The organism is Knoellia tibetensis (assembly GCF_048606415.1).
GTDB classification, from domain to species: Bacteria; Actinomycetota; Actinomycetes; order Actinomycetales; family Dermatophilaceae; genus Knoellia; species Knoellia tibetensis.
Map to the genome: position 1 here is coordinate 1,350,929 of NZ_JBMBWF010000001.1, position 21,955 is coordinate 1,372,883.

Genomic DNA, 21,955 nt, shown 5'->3' on the forward strand with positions numbered 1-21,955 from the left:
CCGACGCGAGGGGCCCGCCGGGTGGTGGGTCCCTCGCGCCGGTTCAGCTCTCAGCCGGGCGAATGAGGCCGGTCTCGTAGGCGAAGACGACGGCCTGCACCCGGTCGCGCAGGTGGAGCTTGGCGAGGCAGTTCGAGACGTGGGTCTTGACGGTGGCCTCGCCGAGGAAGAGCTCGCGGGCGATCTCGGCGTTGCTCCTGCCCCGGGCCATGAGGGCGAGCACCTCGCGCTCGCGCTCGGTGAGCCGGTCGAGCTGCTCCGCCGAGCCGACGTGGGAGGTCGCCCGGCTCTCGGTGGTTGCGGCGGTCGCACTGGTCGACGTCGAGGGACCGCCCTGGGCGACCATCGCGGCGATGACGCGGGTCGTCACCTCGGGGGCGAGGAGGGCGTGGCCACCGGCGACGGAGCGCACGGCGTCGACGAGCTGCTCGGGCTCGGCGTTCTTGAGCAGGAACCCGCTCGCGCCAGCCCGGAGCGCGTCGAAGAGGTAGTCGTCGCGGTCGAACGTCGTGAGGATGACGACCCGGCCGAGGTCGGCGTCGACGACGACGCGGGTCGCCTCGATGCCGTCCATGACGGGCATCTGGACGTCCATGAGGATGACGTCGGGACGCAGCTCGCGCGCGGCGGCGACGGCGAGCTCGCCGTTGGCGACGTCGCCGACGACGTCGATGTCGTCCTCGACCGAGAGCATCATCGTGAAGCCGGAGCGGACGAGGTGCTGGTCGTCGACGATGAGCACACGGGTCGGCGCCTCGGGCGTGGGCGTGGGTGTCTCAGTCGCGGACATCGCTCTCCCCCAGTGGCACTCGCACCCGGACACGGTAGCCACCCAGCGGCCGCGGCCCGATCTCGACCGTGCCGTGGTGCGACGCGGCGCGCTCGCGCATGCCGAGCTGGCCGAGGCCCGACCCGGACGTGCCGGCCCGTGGGCGGCCGTTGTCGACGATCTCGACCTCGGCGTAGGGCGACCCCGGCCCCTCGTCGACGACCCGGGTGACGACGTCGGCGCTCGTCGCGGTCGAGTGCCGCGTGACGTTGGCCAGCGCCTCCTGCGCCACCCGGTAGAGCGTGAGCCCCACCTGTGGCGGCACCGCGGCGTGCGCCCCCTCGTGCGTCTCGACGAGCCGGTATGCCGTCCGCAGCGTCGCGTGGTCCCCCGCGGCGACGAGGTCGGGCAGGTCGGCGAGGGTGGGCTCGGGGCTGCGCCGGCCGGGGGTCGGGGTCGCAGTCGGCGAGGACGTGTGCGCCGGGGTCGGGTTCGGGTCGAGGGGCGCGTCCTCGAGGTCGCGCAGGGTGCCGAGCAGGTTGCGCATCTGGGTCACGGCGTCGCGCGAGCTCAACTCGATCCGGGTGAGCGCCGTGGCGGCGTCCTCGGGCCGCCTGTCGAGCACCCGCCGGGCGGCACCGGCCTGGATGCCGATGACGGCGACGTGGTGGCCGACGACGTCGTGGAGCTCGCGGGCGATGCGGAGCCGCTCGTCGACGATGGCCCGACGCTGCAGCGAGTCGGACTGCGCGGCGATGGTGTCCGCCTGCTCCTCGAGCCGGGCGCGCTGCCGGGCGCTGCGCCAGGCCACCTGGCCGACGAGGATCGCCCCGACGAAGTAGAAGGCGTTGACAGCCATCGACGTGACGACGGCCCCGACCGCCGGGCTGAACCACCCGTCGGTGCCCTCGGCCCGGGCGTCCTCGGTGAGCTCGTCGATGCCACCCCCGAGGGCGAGCTGCCACCCGACCCAGAGCAGCATGAAGACGGTGATGCCGGCCACGACGAGCAGAGCCGACCGGCGGTGCCGGCTCCACGCGACCGCGGCATAGATCGCGACGAAGTAGACCGTCTGGAGCGCGAGCTGGCCCATGACCTGGGGCATCGTCACCCCGACGGCGAACATGTGCGCCGCGGCGGCCCCACCGACGGCGACGGGATGGCGGCGGCGCCACACGAGGAGCATCGCGCCGGAGACGATGGCCAGCCACTGCACCCAGTGCGGCTGGCCCCCGGCGTCGATGTCGACGACGCTGCGCATCATCTCGAGCAGCAGGATGCCGACAAGGGCCAGGCCGACGCCGACCGCCCAGTCGAGCGGGCCGATGGGCGGAGCCGGGCGCTCCCAGTCGTCGTCGACCGCGAAGAAGTCACCGACGGTCGTCGATAGCGAACGGCGGGCGGACGGCATACGGGTCAGCCTAGGGACGGAGGCGCGAGGTGCGGATCCGCCGTGGGAGGGAGCGGGTTCGTCCGAACCGCCTGCGGTCGGTCCGACCGGGTGGTATCCAAGTGCTCATGGAGCCATCACGTCTGGCTCGAAGTGCCACCGACCTCGCCCACGCGGCCGCGCAGGGCGAGCCGGTGCTGGCTGACGTGCTCCACCTTCTCGACCGGGCGGTGGGGGCGGACGTCCTCAACTCCTCCGTGGCCGTGCCCATGGACGGCGCTCCGCCGCGGACCACCGTGACCATGCTCCACGCACCGCCGCTCACGCCGGACGAGGAGGCCGGGTGGGTCCGGCTCGTCCCGACCCACCCGTTCGCCCGCTCGCTCGCCGACGGCCGCCTGCGGACCGCACGCCTCACCGACACGATGACGATCCGGGAGCTCGAGTCGCTCGAGGTCTGGGAGACGCTCCTGCGACCTCGTGGCAGCCGCTACCAGCTCGCGGCGACGCTGCAGGCCGACGCCACCGCCCTCACCCTCATCTCACTCTGGCGAGAGCACCGGGACTTCTCCGCCGAGGAGGGGGAGCTCGTCGAGGTCGTCCGGCGGGCGCTCGTCGCGGCCCTCGAGTTCCACTCGGCCATGGACCGGCTGCGCGCGCTCGCCGGTCCGCCCGAGAGCGGCGACGTGCTCACGCCCCGGCAGGCCCAGGTCTGCGCGCTCGTCGCGCGCGGGCTGACGAACGCGCAGGTCGCCACACGCCTCGGGCTGAGCGAGCGCACGGTGCGCAAGCACGTCGAGGACGCCTTCGCCCGCACCGGGTGCACGAGCCGGACCGCACTCGCGCTGTGGTGGCGCTCGTCGGGGATGGTGGCGGATCCGCCACTGTCGCCCCGGGCCTCCCCGACCGCATCCTGAGGGTGGCCTCGAGAAGGTGGGCCGAGCGAGACTTCCTCAGGCAGGGGTGAGGACGTCGAGCCCGATGAACGGACGCAGCGCCTCAGGGACGACGACGGAGCCGTCCGCCTGCTGGTGGTTCTCCAGGATGGCGACGAGCCAACGCGTCGTGGCGAGCGTCCCGTTGAGGGTGGCGGCGACCTCGGTGCCGCCACCCTCGACCCGGTAGCGGGTCTTGAGGCGGCGGGCCTGGAAGGTCGTGCAGTTGCTCGTCGACGTCAGCTCGCGGTGCCGGCCCTGGGTGGGGACCCACGCCTCGCAGTCGAACTTGCGCGCGGCCGGGCCACCGAGGTCGCCCGCGGCGGTGTCGATGACGCGGTAGGGCAGCTCCATGAGGTCGAGCATGTCGCGCTCCCACTGCAGGAGGCGCTGGTGCTCGGCGGCGGCGTCCTCGGGGCGGCAGTAGACGAACATCTCGATCTTGTTGAACTGGTGGACGCGGATGATGCCGCGGGTGTCCTTGCCGTAGCTGCCGGCCTCGCGCCGGTAGCAGGTCGACTGGCCGGCGTAGCGGACCGGGCCCTTGGACAGGTCGATGATCTCGTCGGCGTGGTAGCCCGCGAGCGCGACCTCGCTCGTGCCGGTGAGGTAGAGGTCGTCGGCCTCGAGGCGGTAGACCTCCTCGGCGTGGTGGTCGATGAACCCGGCGCCGGCCATGACCTCGCTCTTGACGAGCGTGGGGGTGATCATCGGGACGAAGCCGGCCTCGATGGCCCGCTGCATCGCGAGGTTGAGCATCGCCATCTCGAGCCGGGCGCCGACACCCTTGAGGAAGTAGAAGCGCGAACCCGACACCTTCGCGCCGCGCTCCATGTCGAGCGCGCCGAGACCCTCGGCGAGGGTGAGGTGGTCCTTGGGCTCGAAGCCCTCGGCCGCGAAGTCCCGCGGGGTGCCGACCTCCTCGAGCACCACGTAGTCGTCCTCGCCGCCGACCGGGACGCCGTCCTCGATGACGTTGCCGATCGTGCGGGTGAGGGTCGCGAGCTCGGTGGCGGCCTCGTCGGCGGCGGCCTGGTTGGCCTTGACCTGGGTCGCGACCTCCTTGGTGCGCGCGAGGAGCGCCTGCTTCTCGTCGCCCTGCGCCTGCGCGACCTGCTTGCCCATCGCCTTCTGCTCGGCGCGCAGCTGCTCGTATGCCGTGAGGCTGGACCGCCGCTTCTCCTCCGCGGCGAGGACGGCGTCGACGACGGACTCGTCCTCGCCCCTGGCGCGCTGCGAGGCGCGCACGCGGTCGGGGTTCTCACGGAGCAGCTTGAGGTCGATCACGCCGGCCAGCCTAGTGGGCGCGCGAGACCCCGCCGCGACCCGCCGCGACCCGCCGCGGTCCGCCGACCCCCGACCCGCCTGCCGCCTGCCGCCCGCCTGCCTGCCGGCCGCCTGCCGGCCGAGACCGTGGCACCGCGGGGGGTCAGCGTTCGAGGATCGCCTTGAGCCGCTGCAGGTCCTTGGTGGTCGCGCGCCGCATGGCAAGGCTGAGCACGGGGGCGCTCATCCTGCTGAACCCCGAGGGCGTGCCGGTGTTGCGCAGCGTCATCCGGGTGCCGGCAGCGGTGTGCTCCCACGTATAGGTGGTGCGCATGGGGAACGGACCCTGGGCCGTCTGCATGACGAGTCGCCGGCCGGGCACGAGGTCGACGACCTCGTAGGTGTAGGCCAGTCGCCGGCCGAGGAACGTCGCGACGAATCCATCTCGGAGCCGATCCGGAGCGGCGGGTCCGTGCGCCACTCGATCGACCGGATGTTCGCGTACCACTGCGGCGCGTTGTCGGGGTCGCCCGCAAATGCCGCCACGACGGCGACCGGCCTGTCGATCTCGGCCGGCACCTCGACGTCGACCTTCATCCTCGGATCCTAGGTCGCTCACGGTCAGCTGCGGGAGGCCGCTCGTCTCTGCGACTGCTCCCCGCGCTCCTGCCACCCCATCGCCCATGGGGCGGTGAAGCCGTGGAGGTAGACCGACACGACGACGGTGAACGCGATGACCGACCACAGCCAGCGGGCCTCGGCGAACTCGGCGTGCGTGACGGCATACCCGATGTAGAAGATCGAGCCGACACCTCGCACGCCGTAGACGGCGGCCACGAGTCGCTCGCGGGCGTCGAAGCCCGCGAGTCCGCGGGAGCGGCGGTGCCCGACGAAGGACGCCACACCCGCGAGCGGGCGGATGACGAGGAGCAGCGCCAGGGAGAGGACGACGCCCCGCCAGTCGAGGTGCGCGAGCAGGCCGTTGGTGAGGGCCATGCCGAGCAGCAGGAGGACCACGAGCGTGAGGAGCCGCTCGAGACGCTCGATGACCTCGTGCATGTCGTGGTGGTAGGCGCTCTTGCGCTCGAAGCTGCGGATCGCCATGGCGCAGGTGAAGACGGCGAGGAACCCGTAGCCCCCGCACACCTCGGCCAGCCCGTAGGCCGCGAGCAGCGCCGCGATGGCCACGAGGGGCTCACCGGTGGCGGCGAACCGGATCTCCTCCGCGCGAGCGGTGAAGGCCAGCCGGGCCACGACCCAGCCGAGGGCTACGCCCACGGCGACGCCGAGGACGGTCTTGCCGACAAGCTCCCAGGCGACCCACCCGGCGCCCCACTCGGACACGGCGCCGACACTCGCGAGCAGGATGGCCGCGTGGACGAAGGGGAAGGCGAGGCTGTCGTTGAGCCCCGCCTCGCTCGTCAGGGCGAAGCGGACCTCGTCCTCCTCGTCGACCTCGGCGGCCTCGGCGTCGGGCTCGGGCTGCGCCTCGTTGGGTCCGCCGACCTGCACGTCGGAGGCGAGGACGGGGTCGGTGGGCGCGAGCGCGGCTCCGAGGAGCAGGGCCGCGGGCGCGGCCACGCCCATCGGCCCCCAGGCCAGGAGGGCGACGCCGCCGATGCAGAGCGGCATCGCGATCCCGAGCAGCCGCCAGGTCGGCGACCACGATCGCCAGGAGCCTCGGTCGCGGAAGCTCAGCGGCCGGTCGATGGCCAGCCCGACACCCATGAGCGAGACGAGCACCGTGAACTCGGAGATGCGGGTCACGGCCTCGCCGTGGGCGACGGGGTCGAGGTCGAGCTCACGGAAGCCGGGCAGCAGACCGAGCACCAGGCCCAGCGAGACGAGCACGATCGGCGCGTTGAGCCGCCACCGGTCGAACAATGGGGGCAGGGTCACCGCGAGGAACAGGGCCAGCCCGAGGGCGAGGTAGAACCGGGCCGGGTTCACCCGTCGACGTCCCAGAGGTGGTGGGCGAGGTCGTGCAGGGCGTACTGCCCCAGGGTGAGGACGGTGAACTCCGAGCCGTTCGAGCGCACCCCGCGCCGGTTCCACTGCGGACCGGACAGGCCGGCATACGCCTCGCTGAGCCGTGCGGCCGCAGCCGGGATCTCGTCGGCGACGACGGAGGGCGACTGGGCGGCATACGCGCTCTCGACCGCGGTGACGTCCTGGTCCCAGTTCGCGAAGCGCGCGCCGTCCTCGTCGAGCATGAGCCGCACCCGCGCCGCGAAGAGGTCGCACACGTCGCGCACGTGGCACGCGTACTCCAGGGGCGACCACGTCGTCGGGTCCGGTCGCTGGGCGACGTCCGGCCGGGAGAGGACGTCGTTCCACGGCGTCGTGTATGCCGTGACGAGCCCCGCGATGTCGTCTCCCGTCACGCTCGAGGCGTCGAAGCCGCAGTCGGGGCAGGCCCGCACCAGCGTCCAGGTCCAGTCCTTGCCGTCGGGGACGATCTCGCTCATCACCTCAGGGTAGGGCCGCTGCTGCGACGACGGCGTGGGGCATGTGACCGTGGGGTACGGTCCCTGCGTGACCGACTCCTGGCCCGTGATCGCGGCGATCCTCGGACTCCTGCTGATCATCGGCGTGGGGGTGGCGCTCGCGGCGAACTGGGGTGGGTCGCGCGGACGCCATGCGTCGCCCAAGCGCCCCGCACGCTCGACCTTCCGGCAAGCGCAGGACGACGTGCCGCCGCCGAAGAAGCGGGTCGCGGTCATCCTCAACCCGACGAAGTTCGTCGACGTCCCCGCTGCGCACGCGCTCGTCCGCGAGACGGTGCTCGCCCACGACGGCTGGGACGAGCCGATCATCAGCGAGACCACCCTCGAGGACCCCGGCTTCGGGCAGGCCCGGGCCGCGCTCGCCGACGGGGTCGACCTCGTCTGCGCCATCGGGGGCGACGGCACGGTCCGCGCGGTCGCGCACGTGCTCACCGGGACGTCGACGCCGATGGGGCTCATCCCCGCCGGCACCGGCAACCTCATGAGCCGCAACCTCGGGCTGCCGCTCGACGTCGCCGGCGGACTCGACGTCGCGCTCACCGGACGCAACCGCCACATCGACGTCGGCTGGCTGACGATGGACCCCGACGTCGAGCAGGCCTCGACCGAGGAGCTCGCCCCCGACCACGACGGGCCGACCGAGCCCGACGTCGGCGCCGACGACGCGCACGGCTCGGACCCGGCGCCCAACCAGCACGCGTTCCTCGTCATGGCCGGTCTCGGCCTCGACGCGAGCATCATGCACGCAACGACCGAAGAGGCGAAGGCCCGCATCGGCTGGGCGGCCTACGCCGCGACCGGCGCGCGCAACCTGCTCGGCGCGCGGTTCGCGACCCGGCTCCGCATCGACGGCGGCGAGCCCATCGCCCACACGGCCCGCACGATCGTCGTCGGCAACTGCGGCCGGCTCACCGGCGGCATCACCCTCATGCCCGACGCCGAGGTCGACGACGGCATCCTCGACGTCGTCGCCGTCACCCCCAAGGGCATCGTCGGCTGGGCCGGCGTCGCGGTGCACGTGCTCGCCAAGCGCGGTCAGAACCACCCCAAGCTCGACCGCTACCGGTGCCAGTCGATCCTCGTCTCGCTCGACGCGCCGCAGATGGTCGAGATCGACGGCGACGTCATCGGCGAGGCGCGGCGGGTGCGCTTCGAGGTGCGACCCAAGTCGCTCATCGTCCGCACGTCGGGCACTGCGGTGAGCGACGACCTCGGCCGCTACGTCTGAGCCGAGGCTCGACGCCTCAGCGCCCGGCGCCTTCTCAGCGCCTCAGCGCCCGGCGCCTTCTCAGCGCCGGGCGCCACCCTCGATGGGTGACTGGGGTCCGGGGTCGGGGTTCTTGTCGCGCCACTTCCGCTCGAACGGCAGCCGCCACGTGTGCGGCGAGACGAGCTGGTGGATCTGGTTGGGCCCGTAGGTGCCCGCCTCGTAGGGCCGGACCACCGGAGGGTTGTCGAGCAGCGGCTGGCTGACCTCCCAGAGACGCTCGATGCCCTCGGCCGAGGTGAAGAGGGTGTGGTCGCCGCGGACGGCGTCGTAGATGAGCCGCTCGTAGGCCTCGAGCACCGCTCCCGCCCAGTGCGTCTCCTGCATGGCGAACTGCATCGACAGCTTGTCGAGCCTCATCCCGGGGCCCGGCCGCTTGCCGTAGAACGACAGCGACATCCGCGCCTTGTCCGCGAGGTCGAAGGTGAGGTGGTCGGGGCCGTGGTCACCGACGCCGGACCCCGGCGGGAACATCGACTGCGGCGGCTCGCGGAAGGCGATCGAGATGATCCGCGCCCCCTCGGCCATCCGCTTGCCGGTGCGGAGGTAGAACGGCACGCCGGCCCAGCGCCAGTTGTCGATGTAGCAGGTGAGGGCGATGAAGGTCTCGGTGTCGGAGTCGGGCGCGACACCGGGCTCGTCGAGGTAGCCGAGGTACTGCCCGCGCACGACGTCCCTCGGCGAGATCGGCTGCATCGACTCGAAGACCTTGTTCTTCTCCCGGCTGATCGCGTCCGGCTCGAGCGAGGTCGGTGGCTCCATCGCCGTGAAGGCGAGGATCTGGAAGAGGTGGGTGACGACCATGTCGCGGTAGGCACCGGTGGCCTCGTAGAAGTCGCCGCGCGTCGCGAGGCCGAGGGTCTCGGGCACGTCGATCTGCACGTGCGCGATGGAGTTGCGGTGCCAGATCGGCTCGAAGAGCCCGTTGGCGAAGCGGAACGCGAGGATGTTCTGCGCCGGCTCCTTGCCGAGGAAGTGGTCGATCCGGAAGATCTGCTCCTCGGCGAAGACCTCGTGCAGCTGGCGGTTGAGCTCGACCGCGGAGGCGTAGTCGGTGCCGAACGGCTTCTCCATGACGACCCGGCTGCGCTCGACCAGGCCCGCCTCGGCGATCGTCCGGATCGCCGGGAGCGCAGCCTTCGGTGGCACCGAGAGGTAGTGCAGCCGCAGCTCGGTCTCACCGGGCAGCTGTGACTCGGCCGCCTCCACCGCCGCCGCAAGCGCCTGCGGGCCGGCGGACAGCGGGACGTAGTCGAGGCGCACGGCGAACTCGTTCCACTCCGCCTCGTCGAGCTCGCGCGTCGAGAACTCCTTGATGGCCGCGTGCGCGAGGTCGCGGAAGCCGTCGACATTGATCTCGTCGAGCGAGGTGCCGACGATGCGCAGGTCGTCGAGCAGGCGCGACTGGAAGAGGTGGAGCAGGCCGGGGATGAGCTTGCGCTTGGCGAGGTCCCCGGTCGCACCGAAGAGGATGACGGTCGTCGGCGCTGTCGTCGGCTCGCTCATGGGTCCACTCTGGCACCGAGACGGTCGCGGATCGCGGCATAGACCGACTCGTCCCGCACCAAACCGAGGTGGCTGACACCCGGGAGCACGACGACGTCCTCCGCCGGGAACCGCCGGTGCTCCGGCGACCTCCGCCCTTCACCCCGGGCGCTGGCAGCCGTGACGATCCCGTCGCCGAGGAGCTGCGCGACGCGGCTGTCGATCTTCTTGCCGAGCAGCCCGACCACCGCGAGGTGCCGTATGCCGGGGTGCAGCGGGACGTCGACCCGTCGCCCCACGCGGTCGACCGGGTCGGCGCCGTCCCACTCCTCGTCGAGGATGTTGCCGTGGCGCAGGTCCTGGATGCCGACGCTGCGTGAGGACAGGAGGCGGGCCAGCGGACGCACGTGGCGCAGGGTGCCGGCGGCGCGCGCGGTGGTGTCGGCGAGGCGCTCGAGCGGGGCACCCACGTGCGGCGAGCCGAGGGTGACGGTGTCGCTCACGAGGTCGACCCAGGCGCTGCCCGGACCCTCGACGTCGGCCTGCGCGAGGGCGCTGTGGACGACGAGCCCACCCATCGAGTGACCGACGAGGACGAGCCGCGTCACCGGCACCGGCCAGTGTGCGACGAGCCGGGTGAGGATGCGGTCGAGGTCGTGGCCGTTGTGCGAGATCCGCAGCCCGGTGTTGTAGCGCACCGTCACCGGTGTGAGCCCGAGGTCCTCGCGCAGCCGGTGCCCGAACCGGCCCTGCTGCCAGAACGTCTCGGTGACGAGGAGCCCGTGGACGAGGACGACGACCTCGCCCGTGGCTTCGGGGTATGCCGTCGCGAGTCCTTCCCGGGTCAGCGGCACCGACCGCCCGCGTCGGCGCACGCCCATGGTGTGCGACAGGGCGGAGCCGGCGACGTCGAGCCGGTCGCCGAAGAAGGCGTTGACGAAGGCACGCGCCCCGTTGGGCCCGCGGTGGTGGACGATCTCGTCGGTGACGCCGGCGACCCGTTCGATGCCGCGCATGACGGTCCGCTCGACCCGGGTCGACTCCTCCCCGCTCCTCCCGGCGCCCTCGCCGGCGCCGTCACCCTCGCTCATGCCCGAAGGGTGACACGCGCCTGTGCGCCGCGTCATCCCTGCGCCCCTCACCACGCCACCGTGCGCGGCAGCTCCGTGCGGCGCGGCCGTCCCTCCACGGCTTGACCAACGGTGCCCGCGGGCAAGAATGGAGCCATGGGTGACGACAGGGCGCCAGTCGGCTCGGACCTTCCGGGACAGCTCGACAAGGTCCGGGCTCGGATGACGCAGAACCGCGCAGACATCGACCGGCTGCTCGAACGGGCCGATGCCTCGGACGACCGGGCCGATCGGAGCGAGGCCCTGTCGGCGGACGACCGGAGCCGCCTCGATGACCTGGACGAGCGCGCCGAGGTGGACCGCGTACTCATCTCCGAGCTGCTGGCCGAGGGCCTCCTCCAGCATGAGCACGTGCAGAACCTCGAGGTGGCGTTGCAGAGCTCCCGCACCATCGGTGCCGCGATGGGCATCATCATGGCCAACCGCAGGGTCGACGAGGCAGCAGCGTTCGCGATCCTGCGTCAGGCCAGCCAGGACTCCAACACCAAGCTCCGGTCCGTCGCCACCGATGTCGTCACGACCGGTGACGTGAGCGAGCTGCCCACCCGCTGATCCCGCCCGGCGGCCCCGGATGCCGACTCCGGGTGGGAGCCTCGTACTTCGCAGGGAACCGTTCCCACCTCCACTTCGAGGACCCACCTCAGGCGGCGGGCCCCACGCTCTGCGTGGGCATGTTGGGGGGCGGGCGCGACGAGGAGGCCGAAGGGGGCGCAGCGTCAGCGGTCGAGGAGGGCGCGGAGGTCATCGGCGGAGAGGGCGCTCGACAGGAGCTCCCCGTCGTCGACGACCCGGGCGAAGAGGTCGCGCTTGCGCTGCTGCAGGGCGACGACCTTCTCCTCGATGGTGTCGCTCGACACCATCCGGTAGACGTTGACCGACTTCGTCTGGCCGATGCGGTGGGCCCGGTCGATCGCCTGGTTCTCGGCCGCGGGGTTCCACCACGGGTCGAGGACGAAGACGTAGTCGGCCTCGGTGAGGGTGAGACCGAACCCGCCGGCCTTGAGCGAGATGAGGAAGGCGGGCGCGTCCCCCTCGCGAAAGCCCCGCACGACGTCGGCGCGGTTGCGGGTGCGGCCGTCGAGGTAGGAGTGCGCGATGCCCTCCTCCTCGAGGCGGGCGCGCACGATGGCGAGGAACCCGGTGAACTGGCTGAAGACGAGCGCCCGGTGTCCCTCGGCGGCGAGCTCGACGAGCTGCTCGACGAGGGCGTCGACCTTGGCGCTCGGCCCTGCCCCTCCGTAGGCCTCGGCGTCGACGAGCGTCGGGTCGAGCGCCATCTGACGGAGCACGGTGAGCGCGCGCAGGATGGCGATGCGGTTGCCGTCGAGGTCGTCGATGAGCCCGAGGAGCCGCTGGCGCTCCCGCGAGAGGTGCCGGTCATAGATGGCGCGGTGCTTCGGGTGGAGCCCGACGTGGAGGACCTGCTCCTGCTTGGGTGGCAGGTCCGCGGCGACGGCCTCCTTCGTGCGACGGAGCATGAGCGGCTTGATCCGGCGCCGCAGAGTGGCGAGCGCCTCGGGTGACGAGCCGTTCTCGATCGGCTTGGCCCACTGGTCGCGGAAGACCTGCGGACGCGGGTGCAACCCGGGCGCGACGATCGACAGCAGCGACCACAGGTCCATGAGCGAGTTCTCGAGCGGGGTGCCGGTGAGGGCGAAGGTGACCCGTGCGGGCAGCCTTCGCATCGCGGCATACGTCTTGGCCTGGTGGTTCTTGACGAACTGCGCCTCGTCGAGGACGGCCGCCGACCACGTCACGGTCCGGAAGTCCTCGGCGTCGATCCGCCCCACGGCATACGTCGTCACGACGAGGTCGGCACCGGCGATCGCGTCGGCCATCGCCACCTTCGCCTTGCCGCGGGTGCGGTCGAGGACGGCGATGCTGAGGTCGGGGGCGAACTTCGCGACCTCGTCCACCCACGTGCCGAGCACCGACGTCGGCGCGACGATGAGCATGGGGTCGGCGAGCTCACCGCGCTCCTTGGCCCGCAGGGCGGTGGCGATGACCTGGACGGTCTTGCCGAGGCCCATGTCGTCGGCGAGGACGCCACCGAGCCCGAGGTCCCAGAGCAGCGACAGCCATCGAAACCCCTCCTCCTGGTAGGGCCGCAGCGTCGCCTTGAGCGTGGTCGGCACCTCGGCCGGCGGGGGCGCGTGCTCGGTGTCGAGGCCGAGGAGGGCGTCGACCGACTGGCGCCAGCGCGTCGACTGCTCCTCGACGACGCCGATCTCGACGAGGTCGTCCCACAGCCCGGCGTGCAGCACCGAGAGCCGGAGCGGCCCGGACGCCTTGTCCTGCAGCGTCCGCGCCTCCTCGACGAGCGCGCGCAGCTTGTGCAGCTCCGGGGAGTCGAGGGTGAACCAGGCGCCGTCGGGCAGCAGCATCCGCTCCTCGTCGCGGGCAAGGGCGGTGACGAGGTCGGCAAGGGGCACCTCGTGGGCACCGACCGTCACCGAGATGCGCAGGTCGAACCAGTCGTTGCCCTCCTCCGACTGCGTCGTCGCCACCGCGATCCGCGGAGCCTCCGTCACCTCCGCGTATGCCGTGCGCGTGCCCTTGACCTCGACCTCCACCTCCTCGTGCGCCTCGAGTGCGGGCAGCAGCTCGGCGAAGGCGACGGTGTCGAAGTCGCCGAGGGTGGCGTCGGGGCGCAGCCGCCAGCCGAGCCGGGTGAGGTCCCAGAGGGCGGGCAGGTCCGCGCGGGAGGGCGCGAGCGCGAGCAGCTCCGCCTCGCGTACCGGGTCGCGGAACGCCGCCGGGTCTCGGAACGACACGTGCTCGCGCTCGATCGGCACCGTGACGGGTGCGTCGAGCGGGCCGTAGTGGAAGGACCACACGAGGTGCGCCGCGTGCTTCGCGCCGAACCGGACCGCCAGATGGAGCCGTGGCGGCGCGACCTCGGGCAGCGTGAGCCCGCCGTGGGTGCGGACGGTCGCGCGCCGGCGCAGGACCGGCAGCTTCTCGATGGCGAAGCTCGACCAGTCCTCGCGCGGGATGGCGAACGGCCCGCGCTCGACGACGCGCGCGGCGGCGAGGTCGACGTCGGCGGCGAACCCACCGAGCCGCAGGTCACGACCCTCGCGTCGGAACCACCCCGTCGGGGGCTCGCCCACGACCACGACGTCACCCTCCCCCTCGGGCAGGTCGAGGCTCGGGACCGCGCGGACGCCACCGTCGTCGGCCGGGGACAGGTCGAGGACGAAGTGCGCCTCGTCGCTCTCGAGGACGACCTCACCGCCACTCGTCGGGTCGGCCACGAGGACGACCCCGGCGTCACGCGCGCGGGCCAGCAGGTCCACCCACCCCCGGCCGAGGGTCGCGAGCGGGATCGAGGCCGGCATACGCCCGTAGGACGACATGCGGCTCCCCCGGCGGTGGGCGTCGGCGATCGCGGTGAGGGCGTCGAGGGGAGGCCCGTCGAGACGGAAGGCGTACGAGGCGTAGTAACCACCGGCCACGGCCTCCCAGGAGATGCCGGTCTTGATCCACCGGCCGGGGACGGCGCCGGGCACGACCGGCCGCAGCTGCACGCGCGGGCTGTCGGCGCCGGTGTGCCACGGGCTGGGCCGGCTGCGCGGGGTCTCCACGTCGAGGAGCAGGCCGACGGTGCCGCGCTCCGTCGGGGGCTCGGGGTCGACGACGTCGAGCAGCTCGTCGAGGACCTCGCGCCACGACGCGGTCCGCGCACCCGTCCCGGGCTCGTCGGCGTCGACGTCGGAGCGCCACGGCCGCTGGGTCCGCAGGGCGATGACGAGCGCCGCCGCGTGCTTGCAGGCGGTGCCGATCGGACACGTGCAGTCGCTGTCGAGGAACGGGCCGTGGTCGTCGCTCGTCAGCGACACCTCGGTGCGGTAGATCGCGGGTCCGTTGCCGATGACCCGGGCCGCCGCCCGCCGGCCGCCGTCGGCGAGGACGATGCTCGTCACCCGGCCCGCGCGGGCATAGTCACCGGCGCGCACGAGGGTCTTGGCGTCGAACGCCGCCGCCAGCTCGCGGTCGGTGACCTCGGCCAGGGTGTCCGCCTCACGGTCCACTGCCGGTCACCTCCTCCGTGCGCGCAGCCGACGACCACCGTATGCCGTCGCGCCGACACCCTCAGCCCGTCGTCCACAGGGTCGACCGGGGTTCCCAACGCCCCGAACCCCGCCACCATTCCACCCGCAGCACCTCACGGCTGCGCTCGCGCGCGCCCCGGGTGGGGCGGTCAGGACTCGTCGGGGAGGCGGCCGTCGGGGTAGGTCGCGCGGAGCTCCTCGAGCGTGGGCACCTGCTGCTCGCGCGCCTCCGGCGGGAGCAGGTCGCTGATCGCCGACATGATCCGCTTCGTGTCGGCGGCGGCCGAGCGGTAGAGGAGCTCGACCGGCTCGCCGACGCGGATGCGCACGGTGGGCGGGTCCGAGAGGTTGAGCAGGTTGGGCAGCTTGGACGAGCGCGGCCAGACCTTCTCGGTGCCCCACATCCCGACGGGGATGACGGGAGCACGGCTGGCCGCCGCCAGCCGAGCCGCACCGGTCTTGCCGCGCAGCACCGGGTCGAAGAAGGCCTCACCACGCGGGATCGTCCCCTCCGGCAGCAGGCCGACCATCTCGCCTCCCTCGAGCGCGAGCGCCGCCATGTCGTAGGACACCTGCCCGCCCTCGCCCCGGTCGACGCGGATGCCGCCGGCGGCGGAGATGAACGAGCCGAGGACCGGCACGTCGAAGAGCTCCTTCTTGCCGAGCACCCGCGCCGTGCGGCCCGACCGGCGGACGACATTGGCCATCGCGACGACGTCGAAGTAGCTGCGGTGGTTGCCGACGAGGATGACCGGTCCGTGGCGCGGGATGTTCTCGACGCCCTCGATGTCGAACCGCGCGCACGGGAAGAAGGTCGAGCGCAGACCCTCGAGGATGAACCGCTGGAGCTCGATCCCGAGGACCGGCACCTTGAAGACACCCGGCGACACGTCGAAGTGCACGATCGGCCAGCGGCGCGCCACGGCATACATCGTCAGTCGCGGGTCGGGGTTGACCGCGGCGGGCGAGCCGACGGCCTCGAGCAGGGGGACGTCGAAGATCGAGTCCGAGTAGGCGAAGCTCTCGCGCAGGTCGATGTCGTGCCGCACCGCGAAGTGCCGCACGGCGCTCAGCTTGCCGGTCGACCAGACGAACGGCCCGCGGATGGAGCCGTCGAACCGGCCGTCCTCCTTGGTGCCGTAACGGGTCGCGAGGACGTGGTCGAAGCCGAGCCGGTCCGCGAGCGGCTTGATGAGGTGCTCGGGCGTCGTCGTCGCCATGACGACCATGCGACCCTCGGCCTTGTGCTGCTCGATGAGCGCGAGGGCGAAGGGGTGGACGAGCTCGGCGATGACCTCGGCAGCGTTGGCCGCGGCCGCGTCGAAGCTGCGCGAGTCCTTGCCGCGCGCCACGAGGGTGGCCTGCCGGGCGAGGAAGATCGACGGCAGGTTCTCGCCGACGAGGTCGAACGCCTTGAAGAGCAGGCCCTGACCGGGCAGCGAGCGCGGCACGAGCCCGAGGTCGACCATCGCCTGGCTGAGGTGCGGACCGGTGCCGCCCTGGAGCAGGGTCCGGTCGAGGTCGAAGAACGCGGCACCTGGCATGGGCCCACCCTAGGACTGCACCCCAACGCACCATCCACCGTGCGACGCACACCCCACGATGCGACGCACCCCACGGTGCGACGACCCACGGTGCATAGGCTGGCCGGCATGACGACGGCATACGTGCTCGGCGGCGGTGGGGTGCTCGGCACGACCCAGCTCGGCATGCTCCGCGCCCTCGCCGAGCGCGGTCTCCAGCCCGACCTCGTCGTCGGCACGAGCATCGGCGCGCTCAACGGCGCGTTCGTCGCCGCCGACCCCTCGGTGAACGGCATCCGGGCCCTCGCGGAGGCGTGGCGGGCGGTCGGGTCGAGCGGGGTCTTCCTCGAGAACCCGATGCGCTCCGCGGCCCGGATCGCCCGCTTCCGCACCCACCTGCTCACGAGCGCGCCGCTGCGCTCGATCGTCGACGACCACCTCCCGGTCGACACGTTCGAGGAGCTCGAGGTGCCCTTCCAGTGCGTCGCGGCGTGCATCGAGACGGCCGGGTCGAGGTGGTTCTCGAGCGGCGAGATCGTCGACCCCGTCGTCGCGTCGTGCTCGGTGCCCGGGCTCTTCCCGGCGGTGGAGATCGACGGGCACCACTACCTCGACGGCGGGCTCGTCCACTCGATCCCGGTGGGGCGCGCGGTGAGCCTCGGCGCCGACCGCATCTTCGTGCTCCAGGTGGGCCGGGTCGAGCAGCCCCTCGCTCCACCACGCCGGCCGTGGGAGGTCGGCGTCGTCGCGTTCGAGATCTCGCGGCGCCACCGCTACGTCCACGAGATGGAGTCGATCCCCGAGGGCGTCGAGGTCCACGTCCTGCCGAGCGGCGCACCCGAGTCGCCGTCCGTCGCCCTCGGCTACGGCCGCCAGTCGCGCCTCACCGAGCGCGCCGAACAGGCGTATGCCGCCTCGACCGCCTACCTGGCCCACCTCTGACGGTTCCGTCCGGCATACCCCTAGGGTCGAGCCATGGGTCTCGCGGGAATCCCGAAGCCGCCCCGGCTGGTCCGCCGGGTGCTGCCCGTCGTCTGGCCGGTCGGCGCCGCCGCCCTTACCGGGCTCGCCGCCCCGGTCGTCGTCGCCGGGGCGTTCGCGTCGTTCGTCGACAAGCGGGCCCGGCTCTTCAGGGTGAGCGTCCTCGGCGTCGGGCTCGTGTGGGTCGACGTCCGCATGCTCCTCGACTGCTGGCGGCTGCGGCTCAAGGACCCCGAGGGCACCGGACCGACGTGGGAGGACGACCACGAGGAGGTCTTCCTCGCCGGCCTCAACCGGGCGATGATCCTCGGCAAGCGCTGGGTCGGCTTCGAGGTTCGCCTCGACGACCGCATGCACTTCGGCAACGAGGGCGCCCCGCTCGTCGCCTTCGCCCGGCACGCCGGCCCGGGTGACTCGGTCGCCCTCGCGTGGCTCCTCGGCCACACCGCCGGGCGGATGCCCAAGATCGTCCTCGCCGAGGCCCTGCGCTGGGACCCGATGGTCGACACGCTGCTCACCGAGATGCGCTCCTACTTCGTCCCCTCGCGCACCGGCGCCGGCGACGACCGCGTCGAAGGGGTGCGGGCCCTCGCCCGCGGCCTCAAGCACGACGACGTGCTCCTGCTCTTCCCCGAGGGCCAGAACTTCTCGCCGGACCGGCGCCGACGCCTCATCGACCGGATGCGCGAGGCCGGCCAGGAGCTGCGCGCCCGCCGGGCCATCTCGCTCTTCAACACCCTGCCCCCCAAGACGAAAGGGGTCGTCGCCGTCCTCGACGAGCGACCCGACGCCGACGTCATGATCGTCGGCCACGCCGGGTTCGGCCAGCTCTCGACGCCGAAGGAGATCTGGGACGCCATCCCCTTCACCGGCCGCCCGTTCCTCGTGCGCACCCACACCTACGCCGCGGGCGACGTGCCCGACGACGCCCCCGCGATCGAGGAGTGGCTCGACGAGAGGTGGACCGAGATCGACGAGTGGGTCACGGCATACGAGCACTGATCCCGTATGCCGTCCGCCCGCCTCGCGCGGACCGCTCGCCTGCTGAGCACCGTGCGCGGCAAACGACGCGCGCTCGGTGACGGCGCCGAGCCGTCCTCAGCGGGCGGCGGGACGGAGCTCGGCTCGGTTGCCGCGTGGCGTGCCCACCGGCGGCGTCGAACTGTGCAGGCTCAGGTGCCGCGCAGCGAGTGGAGCCAGTCGCGGGCGCCGGCGAAGTCCGCGTCGGTGGTGAGCGGGGCGACGTCGACGGCCGCGCCGTCCTCGCGCGGGTAGGACCCGAGGAAGCGCACCTCGGCACACACGCGCTTGAGCCCCATGAGCGCCTCGCCGACGCGCTCGTCGAGGACGTGCCCCTCGAAGTCGATGGAGAAGCAGTAGGAGCCGAGCGAGTTCTTCGTCGGGCGCGACTCGAGGCGGGTCATGTTGATGCCGCGCACCGCGAACTGCTCGAGCAGCTCGAGGAGGCCACCGGCGCGGTTGTGCCGCTGGAAGAGCATGACCGTCGTCTTGTCGGCGCCGGTGCGCTCGGGCAGAGTGCCCGGCCGCGACACGAGGACGAACCGGGTCACCGCGCCGGCCCGGTCGCCGATGTCGGTGGCGAGGACCTCGAGCCCGTGGTTCTCGGCGGCGATGGGAGCGCACACGGCGGCGTCGTAGGCCTGGGCGACCTCGCCCGAGAGCCCGGCCGCCGCGGCCGCGGTCGAGAGCGTCGGGACGTAGGCCGCGCCGGGGAGGTTGACGCCCATCCAGCCGCGGACCTGGGCCCACGCGTGCGAGTGCGTGCCGACGGCCCTGACCTCCTCGCGGCGCGTCCCCGCAGGGGCGGCGAGGACGAAGGTGATCGGCACGTTGACCTCGCCGATGACGACCAGCGGGTCGCCGCTGGCGAGGGCGTCGAGGGTGGCCGACACCCCGCCCTCGACCGAGTTCTCGATCGGCACCATCGCCGCGTCGATCTCGCTGCGGCGCAACGCATCCAGCGCCGAGTCGACCGATCCGAAGGGCACCCGCTCGCCGTCGTGGGACTCGCCCCAGGCGAGCAGCGCCATCTGGGTGAAGGTGCCCTCGGGCCCGAGGTAGCCGTAGCGGGTCATCCCTTCGCTCCTGTCCGTGCGGCGCTGAGCGCCTGCTGCTCCTCGGGCGTGAGAGTGGCGTCGGAGCCGCCGCCGGTGATGCCCTTGGCGTAGGTCCGGGACTCGCCGCGCGCGTGGATCGAGGAGAGGACGACGCCGTCGCCGCTGTCGTCGACGATCGCGGCGCTGAAGCTCAGCCGACCGCCCATGTCGCCGAACGCGTCGTAGCGCACGACCGCCACGTGCCGCAGCGCCTGCCCGATGTCGGCACGCAGCGCCGCGAGCTCGCCGGCGCCGACGGGCCGCTGCCGCTCGAGGTGGTCGACCCGTGCCCGCAGCCGCGCGACGGCCACGAGGAGCACGACGAGCAGCGCGACCGGCACGAGCACGAGGACGGCCAGGAGCACCGCCTCGACTGCGTTGGTCCCGAACATGACGGCCAGCGTATGCCGTCCGCCCACGACCGGCTCGCGGCCCACCGACCCGTGGACTGGCGTCCGGCGCAGCGGGTCCTGACTCGTAGGCTCCTGCCCATCATGGGCATCGACCTCGTCACCATCGCCATCGTCTTCGGCACGATCTTCGTCGTCGAGCTCCCCGACAAGACCTTCATCGCCACGCTCGTCATGGCGACGCGGTTCCGTCCGTTGCTCGTGTGGGTCGGGGTCGTCGCGGCGTTCTTCGTCCAGACGCTCGTCGCCGTGGCCATCGGTGGCGTCCTCAACCAGCTCCCCAAGCGGCCGATCGAGATCTTCGCGGCGCTGCTCTTCCTCGTCGGCGGCATCATCCTGCTGCGCGGGGCGAGCAAGGCCGACGAGGAGGAGGCCGAGACCGAGGAGGAGTTCGGCGCGAAGTCGGCGGCGAAGCAGCTCGCCGGGTGGAAGGTCGTCACCTTCTGCTTCACCGTGCTCTTCCTCGCGGAGTGGGGCGACCTCTCGCAGATCCTCACCGCCTCGATGGTGCTGCGCTTCGACGACGCGGTGTCGGTCTTCATCGGCGCGTTCCTCGCGCTCGCCGCCGTCTCGGGCCTCGCGGCGCTGCTCGGCCGCACGCTGCTCCAGCGGATCCGGCTCTCGACGATCCGCCGGGTCGGCGGCGCGGTGTGCCTCGTCCTCGCGGCGGTCAGCGTCCTGCAGATCCTCGGAGTCTTCTGACCCGCTGAAGGCGCGCACCCGGCATACCCCTTGCGTCCGGCACGATGACGCCCTGGCAACCACAGTTGCGGACGCAGGCCAGCGCGTATGCCGTCCCCTCCCCTTGCGTCCGGCAAGGTGACGGCCTGGCCACCAGAGCTACGGACGCAAGGGCTCGGGGTCGGGGTCTGCGTCGTTCTCGCGGGTGACCCACCAGAGCAGGCCCAGCGCGACGAGGCCGCCGGCGACGTCGGCGTTCTGGAGGATGCGGCCGGGGAGCTCGGGCCAGTCGGGGTGGTTGAGCCAGGAGATCCCCCACCACGGCATCCGCATGAGGAACCATGCGGTGACCACACCCGCAGCCACCAGCCGACGCGAGCGCCACCACGGCGCTGCCGGGTCTCCGCGACGCCACGGCTGCGCACCGAGCAGCGCGAAGATGACGACGACGACCCAGTGGAAGTGGTGGATCCACGCCACCGGCGAGAGCAGGCAGGCGAGCAGCCCGACGACCGCGACCTCGCCGACCGAGTCGTCGCGCAGCCACATCCGCCGCGCCAGCCGGGACCCGAAGACCCCGACGACCGCGACGAGCACGAGCCACAGCGCCGTCCCCAACAACCCGTCGGGCCCGACGCGCAGGAGGAACCCGCGTATCGACTGGTTCGACGTGCCGAAGTTCGGCCCGAGCCGGGCCGGGTCCTGCAGCGCCCCGCCCCAGAAGGCGAACGACGCCTCGGGCAGGAGCACCCACGACCCGAGCGTCACGCCGACCGCCGTGCCGACCGCGGTCGCCGCCTCGCGCCAGCGCCGGTTGACGAGGTAGTGCACGACGAAGACGCCGGGCGTGAGCTTGATCGACATCGCGAGCCCGACGAGGACACCCGGCGGCACGTGCCGCAGCAGACCGGGTCGCGGCCGGCGCAGGTCCATGAGGCAGGCGAGCACCATGAAGGCGTTGACCTGCCCGAAGCGGATCCCGTCCGACACCGGGTGCAGCCACAGCATCGGCGCGACGAGTGCCGCGAGCGCGAGGGGCACCCAGCCGCCGGCGCGAGAGATGAGGCGCCACCCGGCATACCAGACGATCGCGGTGGTCGCCGCGACCTGGGCGGCGGTCCAGAGCCACCCGGCCACCCCGAACGGCACCCACGCCAACGGAATCGCGAGCAGAGCCGCGAAGGGCGGGTAGGTGAAGGGCAGCAGCTGCGGCGCCTCGGTCATCGCGGCATAGATCGGGCGGCCGGTGAGGATCGAGACCCCGGCCTCGCGGTAGACCTCGACGTCGACCTGCCACTGGTCGAGCGGCCAGAAGACCATGTAGCGCAGCACCGCCGGCAGTGCCGCGAGCGCGATGACGACGACGGCCAGGGGCCACTGCACCCGCGCGGGCAGGGGGCGCCGGCGCACCGGTGGGGTCGAGGTCACGGGCCCATTCT

20 protein-coding genes are annotated in these 21,955 nt (G+C 72.5%); 7 read left to right on the forward strand and 13 right to left on the reverse strand.

The window, feature by feature from the left end:
* Positions 1-43: 43 nt before the first annotated feature.
* Positions 44-790: a response regulator gene (locus ACOJV7_RS06435; RefSeq protein ID WP_420189303.1), complete on the reverse strand. Its 747-nt coding sequence runs from the start codon at positions 788-790 to the stop codon at positions 44-46.
* Positions 777-2,180, reverse strand: coding sequence for a sensor histidine kinase (locus ACOJV7_RS06440; protein WP_420189304.1), 1,404 nt, complete (start codon positions 2,178-2,180; stop codon positions 777-779). Before ACOJV7_RS06440 ends, ACOJV7_RS06435 begins: the two co-directional genes overlap by 14 nt.
* A 107-nt stretch (positions 2,181-2,287) precedes the next feature.
* Between ACOJV7_RS06440 and ACOJV7_RS06445 the strand changes: the two genes are divergently transcribed.
* The gene (locus ACOJV7_RS06445; RefSeq protein ID WP_420189305.1) at positions 2,288-3,076 is read left to right on the forward strand and encodes a helix-turn-helix transcriptional regulator; all 789 of its coding nucleotides are present in this window, start codon (positions 2,288-2,290) and stop codon (positions 3,074-3,076) included.
* A 36-nt stretch (positions 3,077-3,112) separates the two neighbouring features.
* On the opposite strand, the gene serS is transcribed toward ACOJV7_RS06445, so the two are convergent.
* A complete protein-coding gene (gene serS, locus ACOJV7_RS06450) occupies positions 3,113-4,381 on the reverse strand; it encodes a serine--tRNA ligase (protein ID WP_420189306.1) in 1,269 nt (422 codons plus the stop codon).
* A gap of 142 nt (positions 4,382-4,523) precedes the next feature.
* Complete coding sequence (locus ACOJV7_RS06455; protein ID WP_420189307.1) at positions 4,524-4,841, reverse strand: SRPBCC family protein; 318 nt, start codon at positions 4,839-4,841, stop codon at positions 4,524-4,526.
* Between ACOJV7_RS06455 and ACOJV7_RS06460 the strand changes: the two genes are divergently transcribed.
* Positions 4,833-4,970 carry a hypothetical protein gene (locus tag ACOJV7_RS06460; protein ID WP_420189308.1) on the forward strand — a complete coding sequence of 46 codons (138 nt, stop codon included), beginning with the start codon at positions 4,833-4,835 and terminating at the stop codon, positions 4,968-4,970. The two genes, ACOJV7_RS06455 and ACOJV7_RS06460, sit on opposite strands and share 9 nt — an antisense overlap.
* An 11-nt stretch (positions 4,971-4,981) precedes the next feature.
* Here the strand turns inward: ACOJV7_RS06460 and ACOJV7_RS06465 are convergent, their stop codons facing one another.
* Together ACOJV7_RS06465 and ACOJV7_RS06470 are read right to left on the reverse strand one after the other, a co-directional pair.
* Entirely contained in the window at positions 4,982-6,310 is a 1,329-nt protein-coding gene (locus ACOJV7_RS06465) for a cation:proton antiporter domain-containing protein (RefSeq protein WP_420189309.1), read from the reverse strand.
* Complete coding sequence (locus ACOJV7_RS06470) at positions 6,307-6,828, reverse strand: DinB family protein (protein ID WP_420189310.1); 522 nt, start codon at positions 6,826-6,828, stop codon at positions 6,307-6,309. The genes ACOJV7_RS06465 and ACOJV7_RS06470 overlap by 4 nt, the downstream gene beginning before the upstream one ends.
* Before the next feature lie 67 nt (positions 6,829-6,895).
* Between ACOJV7_RS06470 and ACOJV7_RS06475 the strand changes: the two genes are divergently transcribed.
* Positions 6,896-8,095 (forward strand): diacylglycerol/lipid kinase family protein, encoded by a 1,200-nt coding sequence (locus tag ACOJV7_RS06475; protein WP_420189311.1) that lies wholly within the window; start codon positions 6,896-6,898, stop codon positions 8,093-8,095.
* Between the two features lie 60 nt (positions 8,096-8,155).
* On the opposite strand, the gene zwf is transcribed toward ACOJV7_RS06475, so the two are convergent.
* A complete protein-coding gene (gene zwf / locus ACOJV7_RS06480; RefSeq protein WP_420189312.1) occupies positions 8,156-9,640 on the reverse strand; it encodes a glucose-6-phosphate dehydrogenase in 1,485 nt (494 codons plus the stop codon).
* Positions 9,637-10,710, reverse strand: coding sequence for an alpha/beta fold hydrolase (locus ACOJV7_RS06485; protein WP_420189313.1), 1,074 nt, complete (start codon positions 10,708-10,710; stop codon positions 9,637-9,639). Before ACOJV7_RS06485 ends, zwf begins: the two co-directional genes overlap by 4 nt.
* Positions 10,711-10,845: 135 nt before the next feature.
* Between ACOJV7_RS06485 and ACOJV7_RS06490 the strand changes: the two genes are divergently transcribed.
* Positions 10,846-11,301, forward strand: coding sequence for an ANTAR domain-containing protein (locus ACOJV7_RS06490; protein ID WP_420189314.1), 456 nt, complete (start codon positions 10,846-10,848; stop codon positions 11,299-11,301).
* 164 nt (positions 11,302-11,465) lie between these two features.
* Here the strand turns inward: ACOJV7_RS06490 and ACOJV7_RS06495 are convergent, their stop codons facing one another.
* Entirely contained in the window at positions 11,466-14,783 is a 3,318-nt protein-coding gene (locus ACOJV7_RS06495) for a DEAD/DEAH box helicase (RefSeq protein WP_420189315.1), read from the reverse strand.
* Positions 14,784-14,953: 170 nt separating this feature from the next.
* Positions 14,954-16,348, reverse strand: a complete 1,395-nt coding sequence (locus tag ACOJV7_RS06500) for an HAD-IB family hydrolase (RefSeq protein WP_420189316.1) — start codon at positions 16,346-16,348, stop codon at positions 14,954-14,956.
* Between the two features lie 108 nt (positions 16,349-16,456).
* Between ACOJV7_RS06500 and ACOJV7_RS06505 the strand changes: the two genes are divergently transcribed.
* Both ACOJV7_RS06505 and ACOJV7_RS06510 read left to right on the forward strand, forming a co-directional pair.
* The gene (locus tag ACOJV7_RS06505; RefSeq protein WP_420189317.1) at positions 16,457-17,269 is read left to right on the forward strand and encodes a patatin-like phospholipase family protein; all 813 of its coding nucleotides are present in this window, start codon (positions 16,457-16,459) and stop codon (positions 17,267-17,269) included.
* A 33-nt stretch (positions 17,270-17,302) separates the two neighbouring features.
* The gene (locus ACOJV7_RS06510) at positions 17,303-18,310 is read left to right on the forward strand and encodes a 1-acyl-sn-glycerol-3-phosphate acyltransferase (protein WP_420189318.1); all 1,008 of its coding nucleotides are present in this window, start codon (positions 17,303-17,305) and stop codon (positions 18,308-18,310) included.
* 170 nt (positions 18,311-18,480) lie between these two features.
* Here the strand turns inward: ACOJV7_RS06510 and pheA are convergent, their stop codons facing one another.
* Both pheA and ACOJV7_RS06520 read right to left on the reverse strand, forming a co-directional pair.
* Entirely contained in the window at positions 18,481-19,404 is a 924-nt protein-coding gene (gene pheA / locus ACOJV7_RS06515; RefSeq protein WP_420189319.1) for a prephenate dehydratase, read from the reverse strand.
* A complete protein-coding gene (locus tag ACOJV7_RS06520; RefSeq protein ID WP_420189320.1) occupies positions 19,401-19,817 on the reverse strand; it encodes a DUF4446 family protein in 417 nt (138 codons plus the stop codon). The genes pheA and ACOJV7_RS06520 overlap by 4 nt, the downstream gene beginning before the upstream one ends.
* 102 nt (positions 19,818-19,919) lie before the next feature.
* Here ACOJV7_RS06520 and ACOJV7_RS06525 point away from each other — a divergent pair, with 102 nt between their 5' ends.
* Positions 19,920-20,537: a TMEM165/GDT1 family protein gene (locus ACOJV7_RS06525; protein WP_420189321.1), complete on the forward strand. Its 618-nt coding sequence runs from the start codon at positions 19,920-19,922 to the stop codon at positions 20,535-20,537.
* A 138-nt stretch (positions 20,538-20,675) separates the two neighbouring features.
* Here ACOJV7_RS06525 and ACOJV7_RS06530 read toward each other — a convergent pair whose 3' ends face one another.
* On the reverse strand, positions 20,676-21,944 hold the full coding sequence (locus ACOJV7_RS06530; RefSeq protein WP_420189322.1) for a glycosyltransferase 87 family protein: 1,269 nt from the start codon (positions 21,942-21,944) through the stop codon (positions 20,676-20,678).
* Between the last annotated feature and the right edge of the window lie 11 nt (positions 21,945-21,955).